The 25,506-nt window shown below is 56.1% G+C and carries 23 protein-coding genes; 16 read left to right on the top strand and 7 right to left on the bottom strand.

Features of this window, described 5'->3' with window-relative positions:
* Nucleotides 1-7: 7 nt before the first annotated feature.
* Complete coding sequence (locus ACHEXK_RS12850) at nucleotides 8-1,219, bottom strand: M20 aminoacylase family protein (protein ID WP_416546719.1); 1,212 nt, start codon at nucleotides 1,217-1,219, stop codon at nucleotides 8-10.
* Nucleotides 1,220-1,325: 106 nt separating this feature from the next.
* Here ACHEXK_RS12850 and ACHEXK_RS12845 point away from each other — a divergent pair, with 106 nt between their 5' ends.
* Genes ACHEXK_RS12845 through ACHEXK_RS12830 form a run of 4 tightly spaced genes read left to right on the top strand, consistent with a single transcriptional unit; the run spans nucleotide 1,326 to nucleotide 5,180 of the window.
* Nucleotides 1,326-1,754: a hypothetical protein gene (locus ACHEXK_RS12845; protein WP_416546718.1), complete on the top strand. Its 429-nt coding sequence runs from the start codon at nucleotides 1,326-1,328 to the stop codon at nucleotides 1,752-1,754.
* Entirely contained in the window at nucleotides 1,751-2,794 is a 1,044-nt protein-coding gene (locus ACHEXK_RS12840) for a CapA family protein (RefSeq protein WP_416546717.1), read from the top strand. The genes ACHEXK_RS12845 and ACHEXK_RS12840 overlap by 4 nt, the downstream gene beginning before the upstream one ends.
* Nucleotides 2,795-2,850: 56 nt before the next feature.
* Nucleotides 2,851-4,896: a molybdopterin-containing oxidoreductase family protein gene (locus tag ACHEXK_RS12835; RefSeq protein WP_416546716.1), complete on the top strand. Its 2,046-nt coding sequence runs from the start codon at nucleotides 2,851-2,853 to the stop codon at nucleotides 4,894-4,896.
* A complete protein-coding gene (locus ACHEXK_RS12830) occupies nucleotides 4,884-5,180 on the top strand; it encodes a polyhydroxyalkanoic acid system family protein (protein WP_416546715.1) in 297 nt (98 codons plus the stop codon). Before ACHEXK_RS12835 ends, ACHEXK_RS12830 begins: the two co-directional genes overlap by 13 nt.
* Before the next feature lie 5 nt (nucleotides 5,181-5,185).
* Here the strand turns inward: ACHEXK_RS12830 and ACHEXK_RS12825 are convergent, their stop codons facing one another.
* Nucleotides 5,186-7,174, bottom strand: coding sequence for a transglycosylase SLT domain-containing protein (locus ACHEXK_RS12825; protein ID WP_416546714.1), 1,989 nt, complete (start codon nucleotides 7,172-7,174; stop codon nucleotides 5,186-5,188).
* Between the two features lie 9 nt (nucleotides 7,175-7,183).
* Here ACHEXK_RS12825 and ACHEXK_RS12820 point away from each other — a divergent pair, with 9 nt between their 5' ends.
* The 4 genes from ACHEXK_RS12820 (at nucleotide 7,184) to ACHEXK_RS12805 (ending at nucleotide 9,993) form a co-directional block, all read left to right on the top strand.
* On the top strand, nucleotides 7,184-7,768 hold the full coding sequence (locus ACHEXK_RS12820; RefSeq protein WP_416546713.1) for a 5-formyltetrahydrofolate cyclo-ligase: 585 nt from the start codon (nucleotides 7,184-7,186) through the stop codon (nucleotides 7,766-7,768).
* Nucleotides 7,769-7,786: 18 nt separating this feature from the next.
* Nucleotides 7,787-8,416: a TetR/AcrR family transcriptional regulator gene (locus ACHEXK_RS12815; protein WP_416546712.1), complete on the top strand. Its 630-nt coding sequence runs from the start codon at nucleotides 7,787-7,789 to the stop codon at nucleotides 8,414-8,416.
* Between the two features lie 73 nt (nucleotides 8,417-8,489).
* The gene (locus tag ACHEXK_RS12810; protein WP_416546711.1) at nucleotides 8,490-9,491 is read left to right on the top strand and encodes an MBL fold metallo-hydrolase; all 1,002 of its coding nucleotides are present in this window, start codon (nucleotides 8,490-8,492) and stop codon (nucleotides 9,489-9,491) included.
* Nucleotides 9,492-9,540: 49 nt separating this feature from the next.
* Complete coding sequence (locus ACHEXK_RS12805) at nucleotides 9,541-9,993, top strand: OsmC family protein (protein WP_416546710.1); 453 nt, start codon at nucleotides 9,541-9,543, stop codon at nucleotides 9,991-9,993.
* 10 nt (nucleotides 9,994-10,003) lie between these two features.
* On the opposite strand, the gene coq7 is transcribed toward ACHEXK_RS12805, so the two are convergent.
* A complete protein-coding gene (gene coq7, locus ACHEXK_RS12800; protein ID WP_416546709.1) occupies nucleotides 10,004-10,630 on the bottom strand; it encodes a 2-polyprenyl-3-methyl-6-methoxy-1,4-benzoquinone monooxygenase in 627 nt (208 codons plus the stop codon).
* A gap of 10 nt (nucleotides 10,631-10,640) precedes the next feature.
* On the opposite strand from coq7, the gene ACHEXK_RS12795 reads away from it, so the two are divergent.
* Entirely contained in the window at nucleotides 10,641-10,853 is a 213-nt protein-coding gene (locus ACHEXK_RS12795) for a hypothetical protein (protein WP_416546708.1), read from the top strand.
* A 123-nt stretch (nucleotides 10,854-10,976) separates the two neighbouring features.
* A complete protein-coding gene (locus ACHEXK_RS12790) occupies nucleotides 10,977-12,083 on the top strand; it encodes a porin (protein ID WP_416546707.1) in 1,107 nt (368 codons plus the stop codon).
* Nucleotides 12,084-12,311: 228 nt separating this feature from the next.
* Here the strand turns inward: ACHEXK_RS12790 and ACHEXK_RS12785 are convergent, their stop codons facing one another.
* A complete protein-coding gene (locus tag ACHEXK_RS12785) occupies nucleotides 12,312-13,100 on the bottom strand; it encodes an AAA family ATPase (RefSeq protein WP_416546706.1) in 789 nt (262 codons plus the stop codon).
* Entirely contained in the window at nucleotides 13,081-14,076 is a 996-nt protein-coding gene (locus ACHEXK_RS12780; RefSeq protein WP_416546705.1) for a hypothetical protein, read from the bottom strand. The genes ACHEXK_RS12785 and ACHEXK_RS12780 overlap by 20 nt, the downstream gene beginning before the upstream one ends.
* Nucleotides 14,077-14,216: 140 nt before the next feature.
* Here ACHEXK_RS12780 and ACHEXK_RS12775 point away from each other — a divergent pair, with 140 nt between their 5' ends.
* Nucleotides 14,217-15,233, top strand: a complete 1,017-nt coding sequence (locus ACHEXK_RS12775) for a hypothetical protein (RefSeq protein WP_416546704.1) — start codon at nucleotides 14,217-14,219, stop codon at nucleotides 15,231-15,233.
* Between the two features lie 27 nt (nucleotides 15,234-15,260).
* On the opposite strand, the gene ACHEXK_RS12770 is transcribed toward ACHEXK_RS12775, so the two are convergent.
* Nucleotides 15,261-15,827 (bottom strand): tyrosine-type recombinase/integrase, encoded by a 567-nt coding sequence (locus ACHEXK_RS12770; protein ID WP_416546703.1) that lies wholly within the window; start codon nucleotides 15,825-15,827, stop codon nucleotides 15,261-15,263.
* Nucleotides 15,828-16,909: 1,082 nt separating this feature from the next.
* Between ACHEXK_RS12770 and ACHEXK_RS12765 the strand changes: the two genes are divergently transcribed.
* Together ACHEXK_RS12765 and ACHEXK_RS12760 are read left to right on the top strand one after the other, a co-directional pair.
* Nucleotides 16,910-17,224: a hypothetical protein gene (locus ACHEXK_RS12765; protein WP_416546702.1), complete on the top strand. Its 315-nt coding sequence runs from the start codon at nucleotides 16,910-16,912 to the stop codon at nucleotides 17,222-17,224.
* Nucleotides 17,225-17,366: 142 nt separating this feature from the next.
* A complete protein-coding gene (locus ACHEXK_RS12760) occupies nucleotides 17,367-17,810 on the top strand; it encodes a DUF6641 family protein (protein WP_416546701.1) in 444 nt (147 codons plus the stop codon).
* On the opposite strand, the gene ACHEXK_RS12755 is transcribed toward ACHEXK_RS12760, so the two are convergent.
* Nucleotides 17,800-19,164, bottom strand: a complete 1,365-nt coding sequence (locus tag ACHEXK_RS12755) for a hypothetical protein (protein ID WP_416546700.1) — start codon at nucleotides 19,162-19,164, stop codon at nucleotides 17,800-17,802. The genes ACHEXK_RS12760 and ACHEXK_RS12755 overlap by 11 nt on opposite strands.
* Before the next feature lie 260 nt (nucleotides 19,165-19,424).
* Here ACHEXK_RS12755 and ACHEXK_RS12750 point away from each other — a divergent pair, with 260 nt between their 5' ends.
* From ACHEXK_RS12750 to ACHEXK_RS12740, 3 genes are all read left to right on the top strand, one after another.
* Nucleotides 19,425-20,498 carry a porin gene (locus tag ACHEXK_RS12750; protein ID WP_416546699.1) on the top strand — a complete coding sequence of 358 codons (1,074 nt, stop codon included), beginning with the start codon at nucleotides 19,425-19,427 and terminating at the stop codon, nucleotides 20,496-20,498.
* A 576-nt stretch (nucleotides 20,499-21,074) separates the two neighbouring features.
* Nucleotides 21,075-24,083 carry an Ig-like domain-containing protein gene (locus ACHEXK_RS12745; RefSeq protein ID WP_416546698.1) on the top strand — a complete coding sequence of 1,003 codons (3,009 nt, stop codon included), beginning with the start codon at nucleotides 21,075-21,077 and terminating at the stop codon, nucleotides 24,081-24,083.
* A gap of 358 nt (nucleotides 24,084-24,441) precedes the next feature.
* Complete coding sequence (locus ACHEXK_RS12740; protein WP_416546697.1) at nucleotides 24,442-25,470, top strand: tripartite tricarboxylate transporter substrate binding protein; 1,029 nt, start codon at nucleotides 24,442-24,444, stop codon at nucleotides 25,468-25,470.
* The last annotated feature ends 36 nt before the right edge of the window (nucleotides 25,471-25,506 follow it).

Here is a 25,506-nt window from a genome sequence, read left to right as displayed (position 1 = left end):
GGTCCTGTCAGACGGTTTGCGTGGGCTTGGCCAGCCACTGCGTGGCCAACTCCACCCAATAAGTGCCGCCCAGCGGGATCAGGTCATCGTTGAAGTCGTAACTCGGGTTGTGCAAAGTGCAAGGCCCACCACCGTGCCCCATCTCTCGGTGCGCACCGTCGCCGTTGCTGATGAAGACATAAGCGCCGGGCTTGGCCTGCAGCATGTATGAAAAGTCTTCAGCGCCCATGGTGGGCTCCTGAGGCATCACCCGCTCGGCGCCCACGATGCCGCCCATCACTTGGCGTGCGAAATCGGCTTCGACCGGGCTGTTGATCGTGGGGGGGTAGTTGCGGTGGAACTCGAATTCGCAATGGGCGTCGAATGCCGCACAGAGCGACTCCGCGACTTGCTTCATGCGGGTCTCGATCAGGTCCAGCACCTCGATGCTGAAGGTGCGCACCGTGCCCTGCAACTCACAGAAATCGGGGACCACGTTGGTGGCTTCACCGGCGTGGATCATGGTGACCGAGATCACGCCCGCATCCACCGGTTTTTTGTTGCGGGTGATGATGGTCTGGAAACCCTGCACCATCTGGCAGGCGATGGGCACTGGGTCCACACCGTTGTGCGGCAAGGCCGCATGGCTGCCTTTTCCGCGGATGGTGATCTTGAACTCGTTGCTCGACGCCATCACGGGACCTGCACTCACGGCAAAGGTGCCCACAGCGGCGCCGGGCCAGTTGTGCATGCCGAACACCGCTTGCATTTGAAACTTGTCGAACAGGCCATCTTTGATCATTTCGCGGGCACCGCCGCCGCCTTCTTCGGCGGGCTGGAAAATCAAGTACACCGTGCCATCAAAGTCGCGGTGCTTGGCCAGGTGCTTGGCAGCCGCCAGCAGCATGGCCGTGTGGCCGTCGTGGCCGCAGGCGTGCATCTTGCCGTGGTGTTTGCTGGCGTGGGCAAAGGTGTTGAATTCCTGCATGGGCAGGGCGTCGATGTCAGCGCGCAGTCCAATGCCCCGCCCACATGCGCCACCGTCACGCCCATGCACAATCCCGACCACGCCCGTGGTGCCCATGCCGCGGTGGATGGGGATCCCCCAGTCGGTCAGCTGCTGGGCCACCACGTCGGCCGTGCGCACTTCTTGAAAGCACAACTCGGGGTGGGCGTGGATGTCTTTGCGGATGTCGGCGATGCTGGCGGCATCGGTGAGGATGGTGTCAAGGAGTTTCATGCAGACAGTCTAGCGGGACTTGCCTTTCTTTGCCAATCCAGGCCCAAGGCCGTTGGCTTGCGCCTGTCACCTGCGTGCCTTGGGCTGGGTGCACAATCGGGGCCTCATGCGGACACACTCTTTTCAAACACCTGTGCGTTGGGCATGGGCCCTGATCCCGATGTGGGTTTGGGGGGGCGCTGCACAGGCCCAATCTCAGCCCCAACTCTCGTGCCAAGTCACTTATGCAGGGGTCACTCAGACCGTGGTGGCCCGCCCGGTGGCGGACCCCTACCCGGTGCCTTCGGTGGACATTGGTGGGCGATTTTGGTTCAAACCAATCATGGTGGGCACGGCCCAAAAGATTGAGCGCATCGCGATTTACAGCTACTTGGACACGCCCGCCCAGCCCATCTTGGTCCACCAAGTGAAATATTTGCCGCCTTTTCCCGCAACCCAAACGGCTTGGCCGATCACGGGGCAAAACCATGTTTACGGCGGACCACTGGAGCGGGAATTGATTTACAGCTGTCAATTGGAAGGTTGGGCACCATGAGACAGCTTGTCACATTTTTTTCCAAAACCAGCACTTTCATGGCCAAAGGGCTGGCCTGTGTGACCTTGGGGGTGGTTGCAGGGGGCGGCTCTTGGGTTTTGGCCCAAACCGCACCGGCCCTGGACCCGCCTGTTCGTTTGGTGTTTGTCGGCGATACCGTACTGGACGATGCGCCGGGCGAGCTCATCGCGCGTGGCGGTGATCCTTTTGCTGATTTTGCAGCGGTGTTGGCCCAAGCCGACATCCGCATCGCCAACCTCGAATGCGTGGTGGCCACAGAGGGCAGTGCAGGCGATAAAAACTTCACATTCCGGGCCCATCCCCGTGTTTTGCCTGTGCTCAAGACCCATTTTGATGGGGTGACACTGGCCAACAACCATTCGGGTGATTTTGGCCGGGCAGCATTTGCCCAAATGCTGGGTTTGTTGCGCCAGGCGGGCTTGGCGCAAGCGGGAGGGGGATTGAACCTCGGTCAAGCGCACACCCCGTGGATGGTGGAGCGACAAGGCCTGCGCATCGCCCTCTTGAGCTACAACGAGTTCATGCCCCGCAGTTTCGAGGCAGACCACAACGCGCCAGGTGTGGCTTGGAGCGAAGACGAGCAAGTGGTGCACGATATTCGCCAAGCACGCCAAGTGCACCGCGCCGACTTGGTCATTCCCATCATGCATTGGGGCTGGGAAAACGAGTTGGTTGCCAATGCCCGTCAGCGGCAACTGGCGCGTTTGATGATCGAGGCAGGGGCCGACGCCGTGATTGGAGGGCACCCCCATGTGACGCAAGACATCGAACACATCCAAGGCAAGCCCGTCATCTACAGCGTCGGCAACTTTGTGATGAAAGAAACCGACAACGCCAACCAGCGCCGGGGCTGGGTGCTGCGTTTGGATTTGGACAAGCGCGGCGTGCGAGGGTTCGACACCCTGGTGGCCCAAATCCGCATGGACGGGGTGCCCGAGCGCGATGACCGCGCAGCCAGTCCCTGTTGGCAGCGCGGCGATGTGGCGGTGGGGCAGTGCGTCTCGGGCCAGCGGCGTTGAAGGCCTTGGTCATCTAGAAGCGGCGCGCGTGCCGAAAGATGCGCCAAAATGTGTGCATGACCGATGCCCTTCAAGTGGTGCGTGGTGCCTGCCCGCACGATTGCCCCGACACCTGTGCCTTGCTCACGACCGTTGAAAACGGCCGTGCCACCAAAGTGCAGGGCAACCCCGCGCACGCGCCCACCGATGGCGTGTTGTGCACCAAAGTCTCGCGTTATGCTGAGCGCACCTACCACCCCGAGCGCTTGCTGCAGCCGCTGCGCCGTGCAGGACCCAAAGGTGCTGGACGGTTTGAGCCTGTGAGTTGGGACGAAGCCCTGGACGAGATCGCCCAACGTCTGCAGACCATCGCCGCCCGCGCCCCTCAAGCCATATTGCCCTACAGCTATGCCGGCACCATGGGCCTGGTGCAGGGTGAGTCGATCGCGGCGCGGTTTTTTCACCAACTGGGTGCGTCGCTCTTGGACCGCACGATTTGCGCCTCGGCCGGAGCCGAGGCGTTGACCCAGACCTTGGGCAACAAGGTGGGCATGAAGGTCGAGTTCTTTGCCGAGTCCAAGCTCATTGTCATTTGGGGCAGCAACTCGATCGGCAGCAACCTGCATTTTTGGCGGATTGCCCAAGCGGCCAAGCGGCAAGGTGCGAAATTGGTGTGCATCGACCCTCGGCGCTCTGAGACTGCAGAAAAATGCCACGAACACATCGCGCTGCGCCCCGGCACCGACGCTGCGCTGGCGCTGGCATTGATGCACGAATTGATCGTTCATGGCTGGTTGGATCAGGATTACATCGACCGCTACACCTTAGGCTGGGACGCTTTGAAAGCCCGCGCCTTGCAATGGCCCCCAGAGCGGGCGGCCGAGGTGTGCGGTGTTCCGGTTGAGCAAATCCGCCAACTGGCCCTCGACTGGGGCACCACCCAGCCAGCCGCCATTCGCTTGAACTACGGCATGCAGCGTGTTCGCGGAGGGGGGAACGCGGTGCGGGCGATCGCTTGTCTGCCTGCGCTCACCGGGGCTTGGCGGCACCGGGCGGGCGGGGTCTTGCTCAGCAGCTCTGGGCACTTCCCAGTGCGGCGAGCTGCTTTGCAACGGCCCGACTTGCTGGGCGAGCGGCGTCCCCGAATCATCAACATGACCACCATTGGTGACGACTTGCTGCGCCCGTCATCGCCCACGTTTGGTCCGCAAATTGAAGCCTTGATCGTTTACAACAGCAACCCGGTGGCTGTGGCCCCCGAGTCGGGCAAGGTGGTGCAGGGTTTTGGCCGAGAAGACCTGTTCACCGTCGTGCTGGAGCATTTCCAGACCGACACGGCCGATTACGCCGATTTCATCTTGCCGGCCACCACCCAGCTGGAGCACTGGGACATCCACACCAGCTACGGCCACACCGATGTCCTGCTCAACCGTCCGGCCATAGCCCCCGTCGGCGGTGCGCGCACCAACACCGACATCTTTAGAGGCTTGGCCGCGCGCATGGGTTTTCACGATGCGTGTTTTACCGAAAGCGACGAAAGCCTGTGCCGCTGCGCCATCGGCGACGCGCAGGATTTTGAGCAGCTGCTGGCCCACGGTTTTGCCTCGTTGCCCGTGTCCGATGCGCCGTTTGCGCAGGGCCGCTTTCCTACGCCCTCTGGCCGCTGCGAGTTTTTCAGCCAGCGACTGGCCGATCAGGGGCTGGATGGCCTGCCCGACCACGTGCCCAATTACGAACTGGCCGCGCCCGGTGGACGCTACCCACTGGCCATGATTTCGCCGCCTGCGCGCAACTTCCTCAATTCGACCTTTGTCAACGTGCAAAGCTTGCGCGACATCGAGGTCGAACCCGTGCTGGAGATGCATCCCGAAGATGCGGCTCAGCGGGGCATTCTTGACGGCGCGGTGGTGCGGGTCTTCAATGACCGTGGCGCCTACCATTGCAAGGCGCGGGTGAATCAGCGAGCGCGTCTGGGGGTGGTCCATGGCTTGGGCATTTGGTGGCGCAAGCTGGGCCTGAACGGCACCAACGTGAACGAGTTGACCAGCCAACACCTGACCGACTTGGGGCGTGCCCCTGTTTTTTACGATTGCTTGGTGGAGGTGGCAACATGCCCGAATTGAAAATCGAACGCGAACACACTTTGGGCATGGACGGTGCTCGCATGCTGGCCCAGCGCTGGCGTGAGCAGGCTGAGCAAGACTGGGGGATGACCTGCACGTCCGAGCCCGGTGAGACGGCCGACCGCATGCGCTTTGAGCGCAGCGGTGTCAGCGGCGCGCTGACCGTGACCGATGTGCGGTTTGACCTGCACATCAAACTCGGCTTCTTGTTGGGCGCCTACAGCGGCAAGATTGCCGAAAAAATCAACGCCAACTTGGACGAATTGCTGGGACCCGTGGCCTGAATTTTTCAAGGCAAATCCTTGTTCACCTCTGCCATGGGTGAATTGCGAGGACCGATCATCCCCAAACGGGCTTTGAGTGATTGCGGCTGGCGCGTCAAGATGGCGGCGTAGTTGGTGGTGTTGGACAGCACTTTCTTCACGTAATCGCGCGTTTCCTGGAACGGGATGTTCTCGGCCCAGACGGCGGCTTCGAGCACTGGGCCATTGCGCCAGTTGCGTGGGCGGCTCGGCCCAGCGTTGTAGGCGGCGGTGGCCATCGGCATGGAACCTTCAAAATCGTCCAGCACCAGTTTCAGGTAGCCTGTGCCAATGGCCACGTTCACCTCGCGCTCGGTGATCTGCTCTGGGGTGAAGCTGGTCAAGCCTATTTTTTTAGCGGTCCACTTGGCGGTGGCCGGCATGACTTGCATGAGACCCGCTGCACCCACATGCGAGCGGGCGTCCATCACGAAGCGGCTTTCCTGACGGATCAAGCCATACACATAAGCCGGATCGAGGCGAATTTCGCCTGCGCGGCGCACCACGATATCGCGCAGCGGCAGAGGAAAGCGCTGGTCAAAATCAATCTCCTCTTTGGTGCGGTCGCTGGTGTTGATGCACCGGTCCCACACTTGTCGCTGGCAGGCCAAGTCGGCGGCGGCCAGCAGTTCACGGTCGCTCATGCCGCCCGGTGTGTGCAAATTGGTGCTGTAGTTCCATTCGCGGTTGCCCTCTTGGCGAAGCCCGATCTGGATGGCGTACAGGGCGCGTTGCAAACCCGGGTGGGTCTGGGCGGCCCCTTTTTCTTGGGGCGTCAGCGCTGTGGGGCGTTCCGGTACGGTGATGAGCTGACCCAGCTCTTCCAGCGCCAGTTGCTCGTAAAAGCCTTTCACGCTGGCGATGTTGCGCAGCAGACCTTGCGCCTCTTGGCGTTGGGCGGTGTCCTGCGCCGTCGCCATCAAGGCCCGGGCGCGCCAATACATCCAAGCGGGGTCTTTTTGCGATTCTGCGCTCATGGCCTGTGTTGCCAACAGGACCTGCCGCCATTGGCCCTGACGCAGGGCGGCACGCACTTTCCAACCCAGCAGATCGTCGTTCAGGTCACTGTCTTTTTGCACCTTGGCAAAGTAGCTGGCAGCGTTGTCCTGCAGTTTCCACGCGGCTTGTTTGCCAATCACGGCCCACGTCCAATTGCGCTCTTCTGGACTGAGCTGGATGGCCCAGCGCCGATTCAGCAAATCGGCCGCCTCGTCCGGGTCTTTGGCGGCCAGACGGATCAGCGCCAGCACCGCCAACTCCTTGCGGCTCTTGGTGATGGCCAAGATACGCTTGTCCAGGTATTTGGCCGGGTCCGTGTGAATCAGGGTCACCTGTTCGGACAAGCGGGGTGCCTCGATGTCGACCGCAGCTTGCGCTGCGCGGGGACGGTTCGCGTCCATGGCGATGCGGGCCTTGCGCCACAAATCGAGGCCGTTGATCTGTTTGCCCGAATGCAAATGGTCGGCGACGTAAGTGCAGCCGTCGTCGGCCTCCCTCAGGCTGTACCACAGGCGCTTGGCTTCTTCGGCCACGTCGGCTTTGCTGTTCATGGCCTCGGTCGCCAGGGCATAACAGCGCAATTCGCGGTCATCGCGCATGCGGTAGCGAGGGTATTCGGCGGTGAAGCCTGCCCAATTCCGACGCTTGCCCAACTGCAGCAGCCAGTCGTTGCGCAATCTGTCTTCGTAGTAGCTGCCCGCGTAGCTGTTCAAAAAACCGCGGATTTCGGATTCGGGGGCCGTGTCCAACCGCGCGCGCATTTCCCAATAGGCGGCCAAGGGCTCCAACACATGGCCTCGGGCTTGGGGTAACAAAGCAGACAGGCGGGATTTGTCGTTCTTTTTGAAGGCCTGGCTCATGGCCAAAATGACCTCATCCCCCCGGTTGGGGGCTTGAGCTTGGGCGTTTGCCAAAGGGCTGAACAAGCCTGTCGTCGCGACGGCACAAAGCAGTGTCAGAATCTGATTGAATTTCATGGGTCGATTATGGACAAAGCTGACGTTAAAAGAGCCTTGCGAAAAGCCTTGGTGACAGAGCGGTTGAACCTGCCGGATCGTTTGGAGCGGGCCGAAGCCTTGCAGCGCATCATGCGCATTTGGCTATTTGACCGCCCGGACACGGTCATTGGTGCTTATTGGCCCATCAAGGGCGAATTTGACCCTTTGCCCGTGCTGCACCGTTGGAAAGAAGACGGCGAACTGCACGGTGAGCCGCAGCGCCGCCAAATCGGCCTGCCGGTGGTCAACAAGCTGCACAAGACTTTGACTTTCCACACCTGGTACCCGGGCTGTGCCATGGAAGAAGACGCCTACGGCATCCCCAAGCCCAAAGACACCGAAGTCATCGTGCCCACCTTGTTGTTTGTGCCCTGCGTGGGCTACGGCACAGGGGGCTACCGACTGGGCTACGGCGGCGGCTTTTACGACCGTACCTTGGCCACCTTGCAGCCCAAACCCTTCACAGTCGGCTTGGGCTTCACCCAAGGCTTTGTGGATGACCTGGAGCCCGAAGCGCACGACGAGCCACTGGACGCCATCTTGAACGACAACGGGGTGGTGTGGCCGGTTTGAGGCCGCCCTTCGCACACCATGGCCCGCCCCAAATCAGCCACCCACGACATCAAGCGCGACGCGATCCTCGACATCGCTGCGCAATGCTTTGCCGAGCGCAGCTACCCTGCGGCCAGCATGAACGAAATTGCCGCAGCCTGTGGCACGTCCAAAGCACGGCTTTACCACTATTACGAGAGCAAAGAAGCCATTTTGTTCGACCTGCTGGACCGGCACACCCAACGCTTGCTGGCGGTGATTGCGCAAACCGAAGCCACGGCCCAGCGCAAAGACCTGAACGAACGCGCCACACTGCATGAGTTGGTGCGGGCGTTTTTGCAGGAGTACGAGACCTCGGCCACCCGGCACGCAGCGCTGCTGAACGACACGCAGTTTTTGAGCAATGTTGTCGATGCCACATTGCCCACCGCCAGTGTGTCCCCGCGCGAGCTGATCCTGAACCGCCAGCGTGACATCGTGGCTGCGATGACCCGTTTCATGAAACGCGCCTATCCCCAGCGCCTCACCCCCACCAACCAGACCGCCTTGACCATGATGCTGCTGGGCATGATCAACTGGACCTTCACCTGGCTGCGCCCCGGTGGGCCCATCAGTTACGCGGCTTTTGCCGATGAGGTGATTGGCATGCTCGAAAAGGGTTTGGGTTGAGCTCTGGAATTTACCTATCCGTAACGCATTTCGTTTAAGTAAAATCACCCCCATTCACTGACCGGAGACTTCCATGTCCAAAGCCCCTGCCAAGGCATTCGCCAGCCAAGCCGATTTGACCGAAAAAAAGATCACCTTCGAGCAACTCAGCCCCCACTGCTGGGCTTACACCGCCGAGGGTGACCCCAATTCGGGCGTGATCATCGGTGACCGTTTCATCATGGTGAGTGACGCCACCGCCACCCCGGCCATGGCGCAAGACCTGATCCAGAAGATCCGCACCGTCAGCGACCTGCCCATCAAATACGTCTTGTTGACCCATTACCACGCGGTGCGCGTGCTGGGCGCATACGCCTACGCCGCCGAAGGTGCCACCGAGATCATCGCCAGCGAAGGCACTTTGGACCTGATCAAAGAGCGTGGCGCGCAAGACATGAAAAGCGAGATGGAGCGCTTCCCGCGCCTGTTCCGTGGCGCAGACAGCATCCCTGGCCTGACTTGGCCAACCATGGTGGTGAGCGGCGGTAACCCGACCCAAGGCGAAGTGCCTGGCAAGCTCAGCATCAATTTGGGTGGCGTGGTGGTACAAATCTGGCACCCCGGTCCAGGGCACACCCGCGGTGACACCATCGCTTGGGTGGAAGAAGAAAAAGTGCTCTTCTCCGGCGACTTGGTTGAATACGAAGCTGGCGTGTACACGGGCGACGCGCAACTGCAAGAGTGGCCCGCCACACTGGAAGCACTGCGCGCCCTGAAGGCCGAGTTCATCGTGCCGGGCCGCGGTGAAGCCATGAAGGGCAATGCCAATGTCAACAAAGCGCTCGACTACACCCAGCGCTGGGTCACGACCTTGTTCCAGGCGGGCAAAGAAGCCGTTGCCGCCCAGATGGACCTGAAGGCGGCCATGGCCCACACCCGCAAGAGCATGGACCCGGTCTTTGGCCATGTGTTCATTTACGAGCACTGCCTGCCCTTTGACGTGACCCGCGCTTATGACGAAGCCAGTGGCATCAAGAACCCCCGCATCTGGACCGCCGAGCGCGACATGGAGATGTGGAAAGCACTGCAAAGCTGAGCGGCCCTGACAAACGCAGTCAAAACGGAAATATCGTAGGAATCACGACATGGAATGCACAGTTTCTTGGACCGGCGCGGCCGGTACCCGCTCAGGCATGGGCTTTGTGGCCGAGACCGGCTCTGGGCACATGGTGGTCATGGACGGTGCGCCAGACGCCGCAAAGCCCGAAAACGGTGGCCAAAACCTGGCGCCTCGCCCTATGGAATTGCTCTTGGCCGGGACAGGCGGCTGCACCGCCTACGATGTGGTGCTCATTTTGAAGCGGGGCCGACACGACGTGCGGGGCTGCAGCGTCAAGCTCAGCAGCGAACGTGCCGAGGTGGACCCCAAAGTCTTCACCAAGATCAACATGCACTTCACCGTCACCGCCAAAGGTGTGCCCGCCAGCGCGGTGGAGCGGGCGATTGCCATGAGCCATGACAAATATTGCTCGGCCAGCATCATGCTGGGCAAGAGCGCCGAAATCACCACCAGTTTTGAGTTGGTGGAAGCGGCTTAATTGGCGCGCTTCAAATCCGGTGCGCCACGGTGGTCATCACCTTGGCGGCCAGTTGCATCCCCGACTTGACAGGGCCTGGCAGCTCCACCGCCCCGGCCTTCATGGCCATCTGGGCGTGGGCGATTTCATCGGCTTTCATTTGCGCCACGATGGCACGGGATGCGTTGTCCGCAGCGGGCAGGCGGTCCATGTGGCTTTGCAAATGGGCTTCCACCTGGCGTTCTGTTTCCACCACAAAGCCCAGGCTCACACGGTCGCCACCCAACTTGCCCGCCGCATACCCAATGGCAAACGCGCCGGCATACCACAGCGGGTTCAAGAGCGAGGGGCGATCGTTGAGGTCATCGAGTCTCTGCTTCGTCCAAGCCAAGTGGTCCGTCTCTTCGCGGCTGGCTTCGGCCAACTGGGCGCGCAAAGCCGGACTTTGGCAGGCCAAAGCCTGTCCGGTGTACAGCGCCTGAGCGCACACCTCACCCACATGGTTCACCCGCATCAACGCCGCCGATTCGCGCCGATCTTCGGATGTCAGCACCAGTTCAGCCCGTGGGGCCAGCGGCATGGGCCGACTGGCACGCGGTTCGGCAAACAAGGTGCGTAAAGCGCTGTCGGCGGCCAAAATCAAAGCGTTGGGGAACATAAAAGCCTTCGTGAAGGAACTTACTTTAATAGAGTGTCACCGTAGCATCCCAAAAAACGCCGCAAATGCCCCCAAAGGGCTTGGTGGTCTATTCAAGCAACACCTTCTAAAAATTATGCAAATTGTTGAATTAATTGAAAAAATGACAATTTGTGAGGGCGAATCCCCATCATTTGTTGCATCCATGCAACGAAAAAGACCTTTATTCAAGGAATTTCTTTGAAAAGTCGCAGGGCTCTGGTGCAATAGCTCAACCTTCCGAATTTGGAGGTTGGCTAAGCATTCAGGCAGGTGATGCTCACCTGGTGGATTCGAAGCTCTTTTTTAAACTTTGGAGAAATTTGCAATGAAAAAAACTCTGATTGCTCTGGCTGTTTTGGCAGCTTCTGGCGCTGCTTTCGCACAATCTAACGTGACTTTGTCTGGCGGCTACGGCTTGGTGGTGGGTACTTCCAAAACTGGCACCGTTTCCACTGGCACACAAATCGCTCGCCAAACCGGCAACCTGAACTTTGCTGGCGTTGAAGACCTGGGCGGTGGCTTGAAGGCTGCTTTCCAGTTGCAAACTTCCATCGGCGCATTCGCTGAAACCAAACTGAACAACGCTGGTGCTGCTGCTGCTGCAACAACCCTGGGTGACCGCGGTGCCAACGTGTCTTTGAGCGGTGGTTTCGGTACCGCCTTCGTGGGTCGCGGTGCTTCGGCTGTGCGTGGTCTGTGGGGTGCCATCGGTGACGTGAGCCAAATGCCTGTGTTGTCCGGCATCTCTGCTGGCGCTGGTTCCAAGGTGGATGCTGGTGCTCGCGTGATCTACGGTGACGCGTACAGCAACTATGTGGCTTATTCTTCGCCTGCCATGAACGGCTTCAGCGCTTCTGTCGCTTTGGCTGGTGTGGACGGCACAACAGCTGCCACCAAAGACACCACGTCCTTCACACTGCAATACGCCAACGGCCCCTTGGCCGCTGCTGTGAACTTGACAGACAGCAAGCAAACTGTGGCTGCTGGTGCAGCAGTAGCTGCTGTTGCTGCTACCCAATCGACAACTTCTCCATTCACATACACCCCAGCTGTTGCTGCCGTTGCTGCTACTCCTGCTGTTCAAGCCTACAAGATGACCACCATCTTGGCCAGCTATGACTTCGGTGTGGCCAAAGTGGGCCTCACATCGCAGCAAATCAAATTGGATTCGGGCGTGAACCCTGGCGATGCCATGGCCCTGACCGTGGCTGCGCCCATCGGCGCTGGCATCGTGTCGGCTGGTTTCGGCAAGCGCAGCGCTTCTGGTTCGCTCAACGAATACTTCGGTGATGACGTCAAGCAGACATTTGTTGGCTACCGCCACAACCTGAGCAAGCGCACAGCCATTTCCTTGATCTCCAACAAGATCGACCGTTCGGGTGCTGCTGCTGACGTGACTGAGACCTCCTTGGTCGTTGGCCACACTTTCTAATTTGACGCTGGCGCAAGTCAGCTGATGGTTATAAGTTCAAAAAACCCACCGTGGCAACGCGGTGGGTTTTTTTACGCCTGCGCGCTGGCGCTGCAGTCACGAAATAACGGCACACAAGGTGTCGTGTGAAACGACAGCTGCGCTAGCTGGCGCAGTGTTCACACCCACGTAAAAAAGCCCGCACAGTGGCGGGCTTGGTTTGAGTGTCGTGAAAAACGACAGTGGCTATCAGGGCAATAACCCATCGTTCATGATGCCTTCCATGATGACCGCATGGTTGTAGTCGCGTAATGAACCCCGTGCTTTGGCTGCAAAACCTTCAAGCGTGGTGTTGCTCACGACACCTGCACCAACACCCATATTCTTCAAAATGCTTTGACCGATTGGAATGTAAGCGCTGGGTGTGGTGATTTGGTTCATTTCCACGAGGTGACAGCGATTAACAATACCCGGGTCAATCTTGCTTAGGTAGTTGGTAGTAAAAAAGTACATGCAGCGCTTCAAGTCCATGGTCGAGCGCAGCGATTGCTGTGCGCCAATGGTCAATTTGTCCAACTCATCGAACACAAAATAATCGTGTTGGCTGTAGTGCCAAAGAGGCATGACATTGTTGTGGTTGTTGATGGTTTGAGAGATAGCTGTGATGCTGAGTCCACCTCCACAGCGAAACACCTGTGTCTGGCAGTGGTCAGGCACGGGAGTGGGCATTTGTCCCACGCCTTGCGCCAAATTCCATGAGCATGAATAAGCGGTCTCCAGCAAGCTTGGCAGCAGCTGAGCCAGTGTGGATTTGCCAGTACCCCATGTACCGTGCAGCAAGATGCCGCTCTTGCCCGCAAATGGAAAAGGCAGTCGGCGCTGCATGATCAGTTCCAGTTTCAGGCGATCTGTGGGGTTAGAAAACAAAAAATCATCCAAGCAGTTAGGTCTAAGTCCGTTCATGTGAATCTCCAAAAAAGTAGGTGTAATGCGTGGAGGATTGCTCCCCATAAATTTATTAGCCTTGCTGAATTTCAAACAAGTTTGATACTTGTGCTGCCAAGGCTGCTTGCTGTACTTCAGCAGTCTTTTCTGCAGCTACAGCAGCCTTTTGCTGTTCAAGCTTCGCTTGTTTGGCTTTTTCTTTTTCTGCAGCCTTGGTTGCAGCTAATGCCGCTTCTTCAGCCTCCCGCTCAGCCTGTGCTTCTTTGCGCAGGTTGGCTTGCTGCTGGCTGTAGTAAGCAGCCAGTGCAGCGTTGACAGCGCTGTCGTGCCTGATCACTGCGTTGGCTTGAAACTCGCCAGTGGGCAAATAGGTGGCAACGATGACCACTTGCTTGTCAGCCCAGTCAGCGTCTGCAGCAAACATGGACGGGTCAAACTTGAGCATGCCAAGCTCAGTGCCCAGCACTTGATCGGCAGCCTTTGCGGCTCGCTTGGACACTGACAGGGGTTTGGTGCCTCCCATGCGGATCTGCTCAACTCCACCTTCCTGCTCAATGAAGGCAACAAGATCAATCGCCGCAACGTCTTGCCGCAGTGCTTCACGCAGAGCAATGCTGTAAGCACTCACACGGCGACGATCAACGCCAAACACGCACTTGACGACACGAGTCATGTCATGTGTGCTGGGCATGAACGTGTATTTGCGCTCGGCGATGAAAGCATCAAGTTCGTCCGCACGAGACTTGCGGATTTCTTTGCTGCTGTCCTGTTTCAACACAAGGTAGTAGCTGTAGGCATCTTTGAGGATGCTGTAAAGGCGCTTGTTGGAGGCAGCAAGTTCAGTGGTTTCCCAGCTCATGCGTGCCTGCTCCATCACAGCCAGCTTGTTTTGGGACACAGATGTTGATGATGTACCAACTGTGACGGTCGCTGGCACACGCAAGGCGCTCAGTTTGATGCTTGGCTGGGATGGGGTCGCAGTGTCGTTTTTCACGACAGGTGCAGGCATAGCGTGAGCGAACTCAGCAGCGTTGGTTGTAGACAAAGTAGCGGTCAAGGTATTTTGCATTTGGAAGCTCCTGTAATGCGGTTAATAAAGACCGCACCTCTGCGGTCATCGCCTCAACTTGTTTGTGTTTGTTGCTGCGATGGATGTATCATTTGCCGTTAACTAGCACATGACTTAACAAGCACACCAGTAGTTAATAAATGGATGATTTGTTTGAAAACCCATCTCAAGAGCACCTTTTAAAGGGGCACACAAGGGTTCGCTTCCGCAATGCGAAAGACTCTCTGGCTGTGGTCAAGGAGGGCGTGCATCGTTGGTGGTGGGAATTCTTGCGGCTTAGCAAGGACTATTGGCTGGTTTGCCAAACCTCTAAAAATCGCAAAGCAGAAACACAGGACAGGGAACTAGCCAAGGTCTACAGGGCGTTTGGCAACATTTACGACTGCACTTTCGAAGAATGGTGGCAAGAGCGAGGTAGCTGGGTATTCAGGGAGCAAGAAGCGTTTCCCAAAGTGCAGGAGTTGGCGAGGTATGCCCGTGACAGAACCGCCTCAATGCCACAGCCAGATCAAACATGGGTGAGCATTCCACTCAAGTTGTCACGTCGCACGATCCAACGACAAATAGGCAAAATTCTTGATGCCTATGAAGAGCAGAGACTCAACAACAGGTTGGAGATGAGCACTTCGAAGTTCAAGCTCAATCCTGTGCAGTTCAGACTGCACACACTTCGAAAAATGCATGAGGTGCATAGCCTTCACCGTGAACTGATTGAGAAGCCTGCGGCGTTAAAGGCACTTAACAACAATCAAGGGTTTGAGCGGCGTGCTGATTTGTTTCGCATTGGCAGTTTGTTACGTGTCAGTCCCAGCAATGAGTCTTTGCGGGGTAACACGGAGGAAATCTTCAAGCGTCAAAACCGTATGCGTGCCAGTGTCAGCAGGCTGCTCAAACGTACAGAGCTTCTGGTTGCGAATGTTGAGCAAGGCGTTTTCCCAAGTTTCAAGCCTAAGGTCACTGCAGGAAATCCCCGCTTCACCAGTGCTCAAATTGAAATGCACAAGGCGTTGGAGGAGAAGTGGTGGGCTGTGGATTTAACGTCTGCGCTTAGTATGGGCAAATTAGAAGAGGCACGCAGAATTCACTACCAAGAAGAGCTGCGAATGCGGCAAACTAGCATCGCTGAGAAACGTGAGCGAGTGGTCAAGTACAGCTGACAGTGTCGTTTCACACGACACCTCGCATCAAACCATCTCCACAGCGTTGCGCTTCATGTCATCGTTGACGTCGATATATTTTTGGGTCACTGCAATGCTGCGGTGCCCTGCCAATTCAGCCAACACACGCACGCCTATGCCACGTGATGCCAGCAGTGTGATGAAACTCCGCCTCATCGAATGTGAGCTGGCACCAGCAATGCCTGCACGTTTGAACAGGTAGTGAAAGTGCTGCGCCATCACGTTGGCGCTGAAGCGCTTGCGTCCTGCAGTGATGAACAAGGGATTGGTTGCAGGAACATTACCACGCATGTCGAAATACACCTGTAGCTCATCGCGCAGTTTCTGCGGCAGAAACACCGTACGCGGGTGTCGCCCCTTTGTCTGCTCAGCTGTCAGACGTATTTCTGCACGTACGCTGCCGTCTGTGTTGCGCACATCGCCAACTGCGAGACTTGAAAGCTCGCCGACCCTCATGCCAGACCACAAGCCTGTCAAAAACATCACGCGATTGCGCATAGCGTAGCTGCGCGGGGCGATGTAGTGCAGCACTTGATCGATTTCTTGTGGGGTCAGTGTTTTGGCTTGGCTCATGATGAGTGTGGTGTTATTCAAATCGTTGCAGTCCTTTTAGTGTGTTTGGTTTGATAGTTTTGGGCGACCAATGTCCCGAAAAAATGGCGGGACAAAAATCCTCAATGATTTCAACGTGGTAAATCAAATCGTGTTTTCATTTGGTGCTGTATTTATGTCGTGCTGCATGCTCTGTGTGGGATCAGCGCCACAGTTCGACAGCGACTGCGCAAAACAACGCTGCAGTGCTTGTGCGGGGTTTCAGCTACATTGGTTGCTGGGTCAGGGCAATCGCTGCGCACAGCGCTGATTTGAGGTGTGGGCAGTTGCCTGCTGACGGCTGCGCCAGCAAAACAGTGCTGCTGGCGCAGCTGTCATTTGATGGGTTTTGCTTGGTGCGTGGCATGCCATTTATTGTGTGATGTTCACTCACATGCCAGTGTCACTGTGGAAGCGAGCCATGCTCGCTTGTGCTGTCGCAGATCTCATTCGCTGTCGCTCATGATCTGCTCATCACCTGTTTCTTGAAATCCAATCTCTCAAGCTTTCAAAGAGTTCAACATGTATTGCACGAGGGATATTCGATAGATTCAACCCACACTGAGCCTTATGCAAACAGGCTCAGTCATGGGCTACGGACTTTCGATGAGTTCGTTACCACAGCACTTGTGCACAACCCAACGGGTAAGGGCGGTTTCGCGGTCTCCTTTTATGTGCAGCTTCAAATGAAACGCAACTGCTGCACACAGCTCAAGTGCCAACTGTGTGCAGGGTTTGCAAGGTGCTGTGTAAGCAGAGCTTGCTCGTGATGCACAGGCGTATGAGCCTGCCATCTTTGTGCTTGATATCCTTCTTGTGCCAATCAGACTGCAACATCCAACATCATCCTCAACGGGTAGTGACAACAAGTCTCTGCTACTGCTCAGAATTTCCAATCCCTGTGACACCAATGTCCAGTTGTAGGGCACCTAACGATTGAGGGTGCTGCTCATTTTCAGTAGTGACTTTGCCAGTGCAGTTTTCCTCTTCTGCAATGTGCAAAGTATTTAGTCCAGCCAAATAAGACCTGATTTTTTTCATGGCGATATTTGGCTAAATAAAGAATGCACGATTACATTGCCACCATTCGCGTCAAAGGCGCCGTTGTTAAAACGGTTGTTCATGCTGAAAGCTCAGTTCATGCACGCTTGCTGCTTCAGTACCAATATGGTTGGAACAGCATCGTGACCAGCCCTACGCTTGCAGAAAACATCACGCCCAAAACACCAGAGCAGCAGCGCATTGATAGCCTTAAAGGCACCAAAGACAGGGCAGCGGATGCACTGGCTGCAGAACGACAGCGCCAAAAAATCAGCAAGGCGCAGCATGCGCTCACAGCAGCGAAAAAGTCCAGCAGGGTCACAACCATCGTCCCGTAACTGGACGTTGTGTGTCGTGCGGCACGTCACCTCGTGTCATACATAACCAATGACCCGCCATATTCGCGGGTTTCAGGTCGTCCGTTCTGTCAAATGATCACAAAATAGTCTGTGCTTTACAAACATTTGAAAGGAAAAGCACATGACCGCCATCTTGAACACATTGAAGTTGACCGCAGCCCGCAAGACACGTGCACTGCCTGATGTTGTCAAACGCCGCAACAAGTTGCTGATCAAACTGGGCGAGCAGCGCATGCTGGCAGCTGCACAAGCGCAAGGTCAGCACTACACGCCCACACGCTTTCGCTCATTCGCAGATGCTGACACTGGCGCACGGGTTGTTAAACAAGTACCTGTTCGCATCAAACCGTGGTTTTGGACTGGCGAGAAGGGCGAATGTTTGTTGGCGATCAACTATGGCAGTCGACAGATTGAGTTGCAAAAAGGAAAAACAGCCATTGAAGTTGGCACAGTTGAGAATCTTTGCACAGTGCTGGACACGGTGATTGATGCTGTGCGCAATGGTGAACTGGACACGCAGATTGAAAGCGCCAGTGTGAAACTGCGTGACGGATTCAAGAAGTAACGGATGTGCTGTGCTGGCGAGTGCGGCGACTTTGCAGCATGCCAATGTTCTGCTCGCCAGTTACAGTGCTGGCGTAATGCTGGTTGATCATGTCCACACTGGTTCGTGCATTGCGTGCCAATGTCAGCAAGTCAATACCTTGTCCGTACAGCAAGCGGAATGTGATGCTTGAGTGGCGCAAGCTGTACAGGCTGCGCTCTTGTCCGTGCGCGCCCAGCTTCAACCCTGTGCGTGCCAGTACCCAGTTGAAATAAAACGCCAACACCCAGTGTGCATATTGACGGTCACGCAGGTGCGGCAAGAACAAGTAGTCGTCTGGTGCTGCAAGGTTTTTGGCTGCGTAGTGTTGGGTGATTTGCTGGTAAATGCGAACGGCAGGTTGCAGCGTAACGATGGGTTTTGCATGACTTTTTGTTTTGGGTAGGTTCAAGCGCAGGTAGGTATTGCCGTTGCGTACCACTTCCACATGTCTATGCTTGAGTGTCTTTAAGTCGCTGGGTCTGATAAAGCTATTGACCATAAAGCCTATGCACCACGCAACATCTGGTGGCATGGTGTACTCAGCTGAGCGCAAGCGATAGCTTTTGCGAAGTTTGCTGTCGCTGTCAGGGTGTCGTGTGTTTTGCAGCTTGCGAGCAGTGCGCATGATCTGCCAGTACTCTGTGGGCGTGAATGCGCCGCGCGAGTTGGTTTGTACCTTTACTTTGGGAAACTCTGGCAGTTTGTCCAGTGCACCAACTGCAACAGCCATAGTCATGATCTTGCGCACTGCAACCAAGTACTGGCTGACTGTGATGGTTGAAAAGCTCTTGCTCAAGTACTGCGTGAATGCCAGCAGCTGTGCGTGGTCAATGTCCGCTGCTTGCTGTTTACCCCAGCGCGGCAAGATGTGTGCATCCAGTCTGTTGCGCAGAACTTTCAAGCTGCCTGCTGAAAACTCACCGCGCTCAACACGAGCCTGTTCATTTGTGATCATCTGCGCTGCCATTGCAGCAAAGGTCAGCTGTGATTTGACTGTGGCGGTGACGTGAGAAACGACACTGGATGTTGATGTTGGTGTTTGTGTTGCCTCAGTGCACAAACTGACAGACTGCGCTATCAGTTGTTCATAAAAGTCACGTGCAAAGCTTTGTGCCATGCGCAGGCTTTGCGTTTGTGTGCTGCGTCTGTGTGTACGTCCCGCAATCCAGCAGCGCACTTGCCAAAACTTGCTGGCTGCCATTTTGAATACACTCAGTTTGCGGGGATAACCAGGCACTGGCGTGATGGTTGAAGGCATTGGCACTGTGCGCTCACGTGCTTGAGTGCGCAGCACTGGGTCGTTGGCTGCTGCGGCGGTAAAAACGGTATGCATGACTCAAGCGTACTGTTGTACATCGCAAATGCAACCGCGCACAAAAAAGGTTGAAGCGATTTACAGGCGCAGTCTTGCCGTGTCGTTGCCGTGCTGCACCGTGCACAGCCACGTTGATAAAAAGACATGCAGCACACTCGCAAGTTGTACACCAGCAGGTTTGCAACAAGCATCACTTTTAGGTTGGAAGAACCTTGATGCGCTCTTTTAATCTTTTCGGAATTTTGTAGGAAAAATAAAAACTGTTTGCTCTGGCTGTTTTGGCAGCTTCTGGCGCTGCTTTCGCACAATCTAACGTGACTTTGTCTGGCGGCTACGGCTTGGTGGTGGGTACTTCCAAAACTGGCACCGTTTCCACTGGCACACAAATCGCTCGCCAAACCGGCAACCTGAACTTCGGCGGCGTTGAAGACCTGGGCGGTGGCTTGAAGGCTGCTTTCCAGTTGCAAACTTCCATCGGCGCATTCGCTGAAACCAAACTGAACAACGCTGGTGCTGCTGCTGCTGCAACAACCCTGGGTGACCGCGGTGCCAACGTGTCTTTGAGCGGTGGTTTCGGTACCGCCTTCGTGGGTCGCGGTGCTTCGGCTGTGCGTGGTCTGTGGGGTGCCATCGGTGACGTGAGCCAAATGCCTGTGTTGTCCGGCATCTCTGCTGGCGCTGGCGCATCGGGTGACAAAGGTGCTCGCGTGATCTACGGTGACGCGTACAGCAACTATGTGGCTTACTCTTCGCCCAACATGAACGGCTTCAGCGCTTCTGTCGCTTTGGCTGGCGTGGACGGCACAACAGCTGCCACCAAAGACACCACGTCCTTCACACTGCAATACGCCAACGGCCCCTTGGCCGCTGCTGTGAACGTGACTGACAGCAAGCAAACTTTGGCTGGTATTGCTGCCAACACTTTCGCCACTACCGCATTTAGCGCAGGTCCTGCAAGTACAACTGCAGCCACTTACAGCGCAGCAGTCGCTGCCGTCGGCGCTTACAAGATGACCACCGTCTTGGCCAGCTATGACCTGGGTGTGGCCAAAGTGGGCTTGACATCGCAGCAAATCAAATTGGCTTCGGGCGTGAACCCTGGCGATGCCATGGCCCTGACCGTGGCTGCGCCCATCGGCGCTGGCATCGTGTCTGCTGGTTTCGGCAAGCGCAGCGCTTCTGGTTCGCTCAACGAATACTTCGGTGATGACGTCAAGCAGACATTTGTTGGCTACCGCCACAACCTGAGCAAGCGCACAGCCATTTCCTTGATCTCCAACAAGATCGACCGTTCGGCTACTTCTGGTGCTGACCTGACTGAGACCTCCTTGGTCGTTGGCCACACTTTCTAATTTGACGCTGGCGCAAGCCAGCTGATGGTTAAAAGTTCAAAAAACCCACCGTGGCAACGCGGTGGGTTTTTTTACGCCTGCGCGCTGGCGCTGTGGCCCCGGTGCATGGGCCTGTGGGCCCGGCACCTTTCTTCGGGGCAGGGGGCGGCAAAGCCGCTGGTGTTCACCAAGGCGTCACCGTCTTGCCACACAAGGCTGTGAAAATGCGGAGCTTCACAGGAGACGCGCATGAACCCTTCCACCAAGTGGTTGAACCCCGCCCCGCGCCCAGCAAAAGGCGGGTGGTCACGCCGCCGCATGCTGGTGTCGGTTCACCCTTAAGGCTGTGTTCAGCGCCGATCCACAAACGGCAGCTCATGCAACTGTATGAGCAACTTTGCGTAGGCATGACCCTGCGCTAGGTCAAACCTCGGCAACTCCCGGGTATCAGGTGTTGCGGGCAAGGGGTTTAAGCATCATAGTCTATCGATTCATTTTGACAAAATTTGTGTATTTTCAGAGGATATGATTATAGTTAGAATATTTGGCAATTTTCTGACCAGAATACGAGCCATCATTTTGTTTGAGTGATTTGCAATGACTTTGTACTTCAAAAAATATTTTAAAACCTTGTTTTTTGTTATTTTTCTCGTAAGCGATGCGGGGGCAGCAGATCCTGTTTGGACCACCAAAACATGGACGCATCCCAGTAGTGGGCGGGTGTACAAACTTGGGACCAAAGAATACCCCCAAGTCACCTATGCGGCACTTACAGCAGACTTGGCGCTGATGCCTTGGTACGGTAGTTCTTCACAAGCCCAGAGTTGTTCACAGGCGTGGGCTCCTGGAGGTGCTGGTGTCGTCTTTGGCCAACCATCCAAAGCGTGTATCTTTGATCTCTACACCATCAGCGGTGGTGTTCAGGAAGGAGGAGGCTCTGCATGGAACTGGTACCTTCATCCAATGACGTTTCAGCTGACCAACGGAGCATCTGGTATGAATCTTGGTTGGCAGTATTCCGGAACATTTGTCGTTGCGACGCCAATGGGACCTCCGTCGCCATCCATCACGGATTTGACCGATGCCACGAACTCTGGAAGCTTATCCGATACTGTGACCAGTTTTACTGCTCCCGTGATTTACGGTTCGGCTCAAGCCAATACTGCGGTGAATATTTATGTGGCTGGTGTGAAAATAGGCAGTACAACGTCGAATGGTTCTGGCGCGTGGAGTTACACAATGCCTTCTCAAACGAATGGCATTGTCAATATCACCGCAACCGCTGAGGACAGTAATGGAGAGTCTCCCCAGACATCGAATTTCCCAATTACCGTTGATACGGTGTTGCCAAGCATTGGGCCTATCACTTTGGATAATGCTTCCAACAGTGGATTGACGACTGACTTAATTACCAATCAAAATAGACCGACCTTGAACGGTGCTGCGGAAGCAGGTTCGACTGTGTCGATTTACAAAGACGGGAGCTTGGTGGGTACGACCGTTGCAAATGGAAGTGGTAATTGGTCCTTGACGCTAACCAGTTCCTTAATCGATGGTCCGCATTCTTTCACGGCAGATGCAACCGATGCGGCGGCCAATTCGTCAGTCCGTACAGCTGCGTTGGTTGTCAAGGTTGATACGCATGTTGCGTCACCTACTGGATCTTTGAGCACGGGCAATATCACTAACAATACCCGTCCAGTTCTAACGGGTGTGGATGCAGAACCCTACGCACAAGTCGAAATATTTTTGGATGGGACAAGGGTCACGACGGTACAAGCTGATGCCAGTGGTCATTGGAGTTACCAGTTCGCTGCACCAATCAGTGAGGGGCCACATGACATTACTCTTAAACAAGTCGATGTTGCTGGAAACATTTCATCATTGTCCAGCGTGATGTCTGCGGTCGTTGATTTGACACCACCCAATGTACCTGTGATCACTGGTTTGTCTTCATCGTCATCAACAGGCATTGTTGACAATGATTTGACTTCGCAAAAGAGGCCAACAATAGTGGGTACAGCAGAACCTAGCTCGACTGTGAAAATTTATAAGAGCGGGGTTTATGTTGGGCAAACAGTGGTTAATTCCAGTGGTGATTGGACTTACACATTTCCTACTGACTTGGCCGACGGTTTGTCAAATATCACAGCCGGTTCCACGGATCGTGCTGGTAATTCTTCAGTGGTTTCGCAAGCATATGCATTGAAGGTTGATACAGCTTTGCCAACTGTTGAAGTCATTGGTCCAAGCGAGGTCCAAACTGGACCATTTGCAGTCACGGTAAAGTTTAATGAGCCGGTGTGGAATTTTGATTCAGGAGATATCTCCATAACCAATGGTGCCGTTACTCGAGTTGAAGGCGGACCTTCTGAATATATTGCATATATCAATCCTGTTATGGGGAAATATGTCCATATCAATGTTGCTGCGAACGTCGCAATGGATGGCGCGCGCAATCTTAATAGCTTGTCCAATGAATACAGTGTATTGGCGGGTAGTCCAGCCTCGGAGTTTGAGAAATACTCCGCCGAGATCCGTCAAGTTCTGATCTCGGAGGCAGAGCGAGAGTTGCGGACCACGGTTGGCGTTAACAAGCGAATGGTGCAAAACGCCCGTGATCGCATGATTCAAGCCGATCAAGCCCTTGAGGCTTGCCTGAAAGACCTTGATGAAGATCCAAAACTGATTGACGATTGTCATAAAAAGCATCGCAACGTTTCTTTCGGTGTTAATGGCACGGCTTCAATGGACAACACCCGTGTTCAAACGCAACCGCAACCTCAATCCGTGCAAGGCCAATTTTTCGGCCTCAAGGCCAATGAGCAAGAACAGACTCGGGAGATCATTTGGGGAGACTTCACCGTCTTGCGTGAGAGGGTCGGCTCCCAAACCGCAACGCTGAGCGCTCGCTGGGTTCGCGAGCATGATGTGAGCGAACGCGCTATGTTGAGTTACTTTGTGGGTGGGAACTTCGCTTCCAGCGATATCGGAAGCACCACCTTCAAGGGTGATAACCAAAGAGTTGGCTTGACTGTGGGTTTGAGCGGTTTATACCGAATCAACAAAGGTCTTTATTTGAATGGTTTTGCAAGTTACGTTCAAGGTCGAAATGACTTGGCGATGGCCAACGAAGTTTTGTCTCTCTCCAGTAACTACACCACGCGCTCAACAGCTTTGGGAGGAGCGTTGACGGGTGTTATCGACTACCAGTCGTTGCAGTTCCGACCAGAGTTGTCGTGGTCGTATGGTCAAAACAAAATTGGCGAGGTGGGTTTTGCGGGCCGGGCCTATGGATTGACAGACAATACGCTTCGGATGAATGCAGGTCAGGTGACTGTATCTGATGTGCTGTTCAGACCAGAGTTGCGGGTGCCCACCTCTGTTGGTAACTCGAACAAAGGTATCGTGCGTTTTTCTCCCCGTTTGCTTTGTGAAAAAGTCAGTGCGATTAAAGTCACCGATCACTGTGGTTCAGGAGGTGAGTTGGGTTTAGAAATCCTCTCAATCAATGAGCAGACCAAGATGAACCTTGACTGGATTTATGACAAGCTGGGTAACACCAGCAGAAGAACATTTAAGTTGGGCGTTGACCACCGGTTCTAAACTTGGACCCGAGCCTGTCGCACTCAAAAAAGAAATCTTCAAGCCAATGCCCGTCAGCGTTAGCTGACGGACATGTTTTCCGTGTTTTGCGGTAAGGCAAACAACAACGGTGCGCAATTGCTGATATGGAAAAACGCCTTGAGTGTGTCTGTTCCTTTCGGCGCATTCAATGTGGGCTGGGTTGACGCAAACAAGCAGATCACCCGGGCTGCTGGAAATAATAAGGGGTAGACGACGTTGTTTTCTACAGCCTGAGCAAGCGCACTTACGAGGCATTTCAAAGCCGCTGGTGTTCACCAAGGCGTCACCGTCTTGCCACACAAGGCTGTGAAAATGCGGAGCTTCACAGGAGATGCGCATGAACCCTTCCACCAAGTTGTTGAACCCCGCCCCGCGCCCAGCAAAAGGCGGGTGGTCACGCCGCCGCATGCTGGTGTCGGCCGCTGCCGGGGCTGGGCTGTTGGCCGCTGGCGCACGTGCCAGCCAGTACCCTGACAAGCCGATCAAGATCGTCGTGCCCTTCGCGCCGGGGGCGGGCACCGACGCCATGGGGCGTTTGTTGGCGCAAAAGCTGGGGGAGCAGCTGCAGGTGTCGGTGGTGGTCGACAACAAAACCGGGGCTTCGGGGGCTGTGGGCACCCAGTGGGTGGCCCAGAGTGCGGCCGACGGGTACACCCTGCTGTTGGTGGCCGCTCCTTACACCACCGTGCCCACGGTGCTGCCCACAGCGGGCTATGACCCTTTGGTGCATTTCTCCAACATCAGCATGGTGGCGCAAGGCCCTTTGATGTGGGCTTGCCACAAGGACTTGCCGGTCAACAATTTGGCCGATTTGGTGGCGTACGCCAAAACACGCCCGGGCCAACTCAATTACGGCTCGGCCGGCGCGGGGGGCATCAACCACTTGGTGCTGGAGCAACTCAAGGCGCAGCAGGGCGTGTCCATCGTGCACATCCCTTACCGGGGCATTGCGCCGGCCACGGTGGACTTGGTGGGCGGTCAAATCCATGTGCTGACGGGCACCATCCCGGCCCTGGCGCCTTTCGTGCGCGATGGGCGCATCAAAGCGCTGGCGGTCACCACGGGGCAGCGGCACCCTTTGTTCCCGCAAGTGCCTGGACTGGCCGAGCAAAACTTGGGCGATTTGACGGCCTTGAACTATTTTGGTTTGGTGGCGCCCAAAGGCACGCCCAGTGCGGTGGTCGAGCGCCTGAACCAGGCCTTGCTGCGCGTGACGGCTTTGCCCGATGTGCAGGCCCGCTTGAAGAGCGATGCGCTGGATGTCGCGCCCGCAGGTGTGGCCCATATGGACCAGTTCATTCGCAGCGATCTGAGCGCCTGGCAAAAAGTGGTGCGCCAGCAGGGCATCCGCATCGAGCAGCTCTGAGCGCGCGGCGCGGGATGGGGTGAGGGGGGGGCAGGG

This window comes from Limnohabitans sp. DCL3, assembly GCF_048019295.1.
GTDB lineage: Bacteria > Pseudomonadota > Gammaproteobacteria > Burkholderiales > Burkholderiaceae_C > Limnohabitans_A.
Note: the sequence above shows the minus strand (reverse complement) of the source record. Positions and strands in the feature narration are given on the sequence as shown.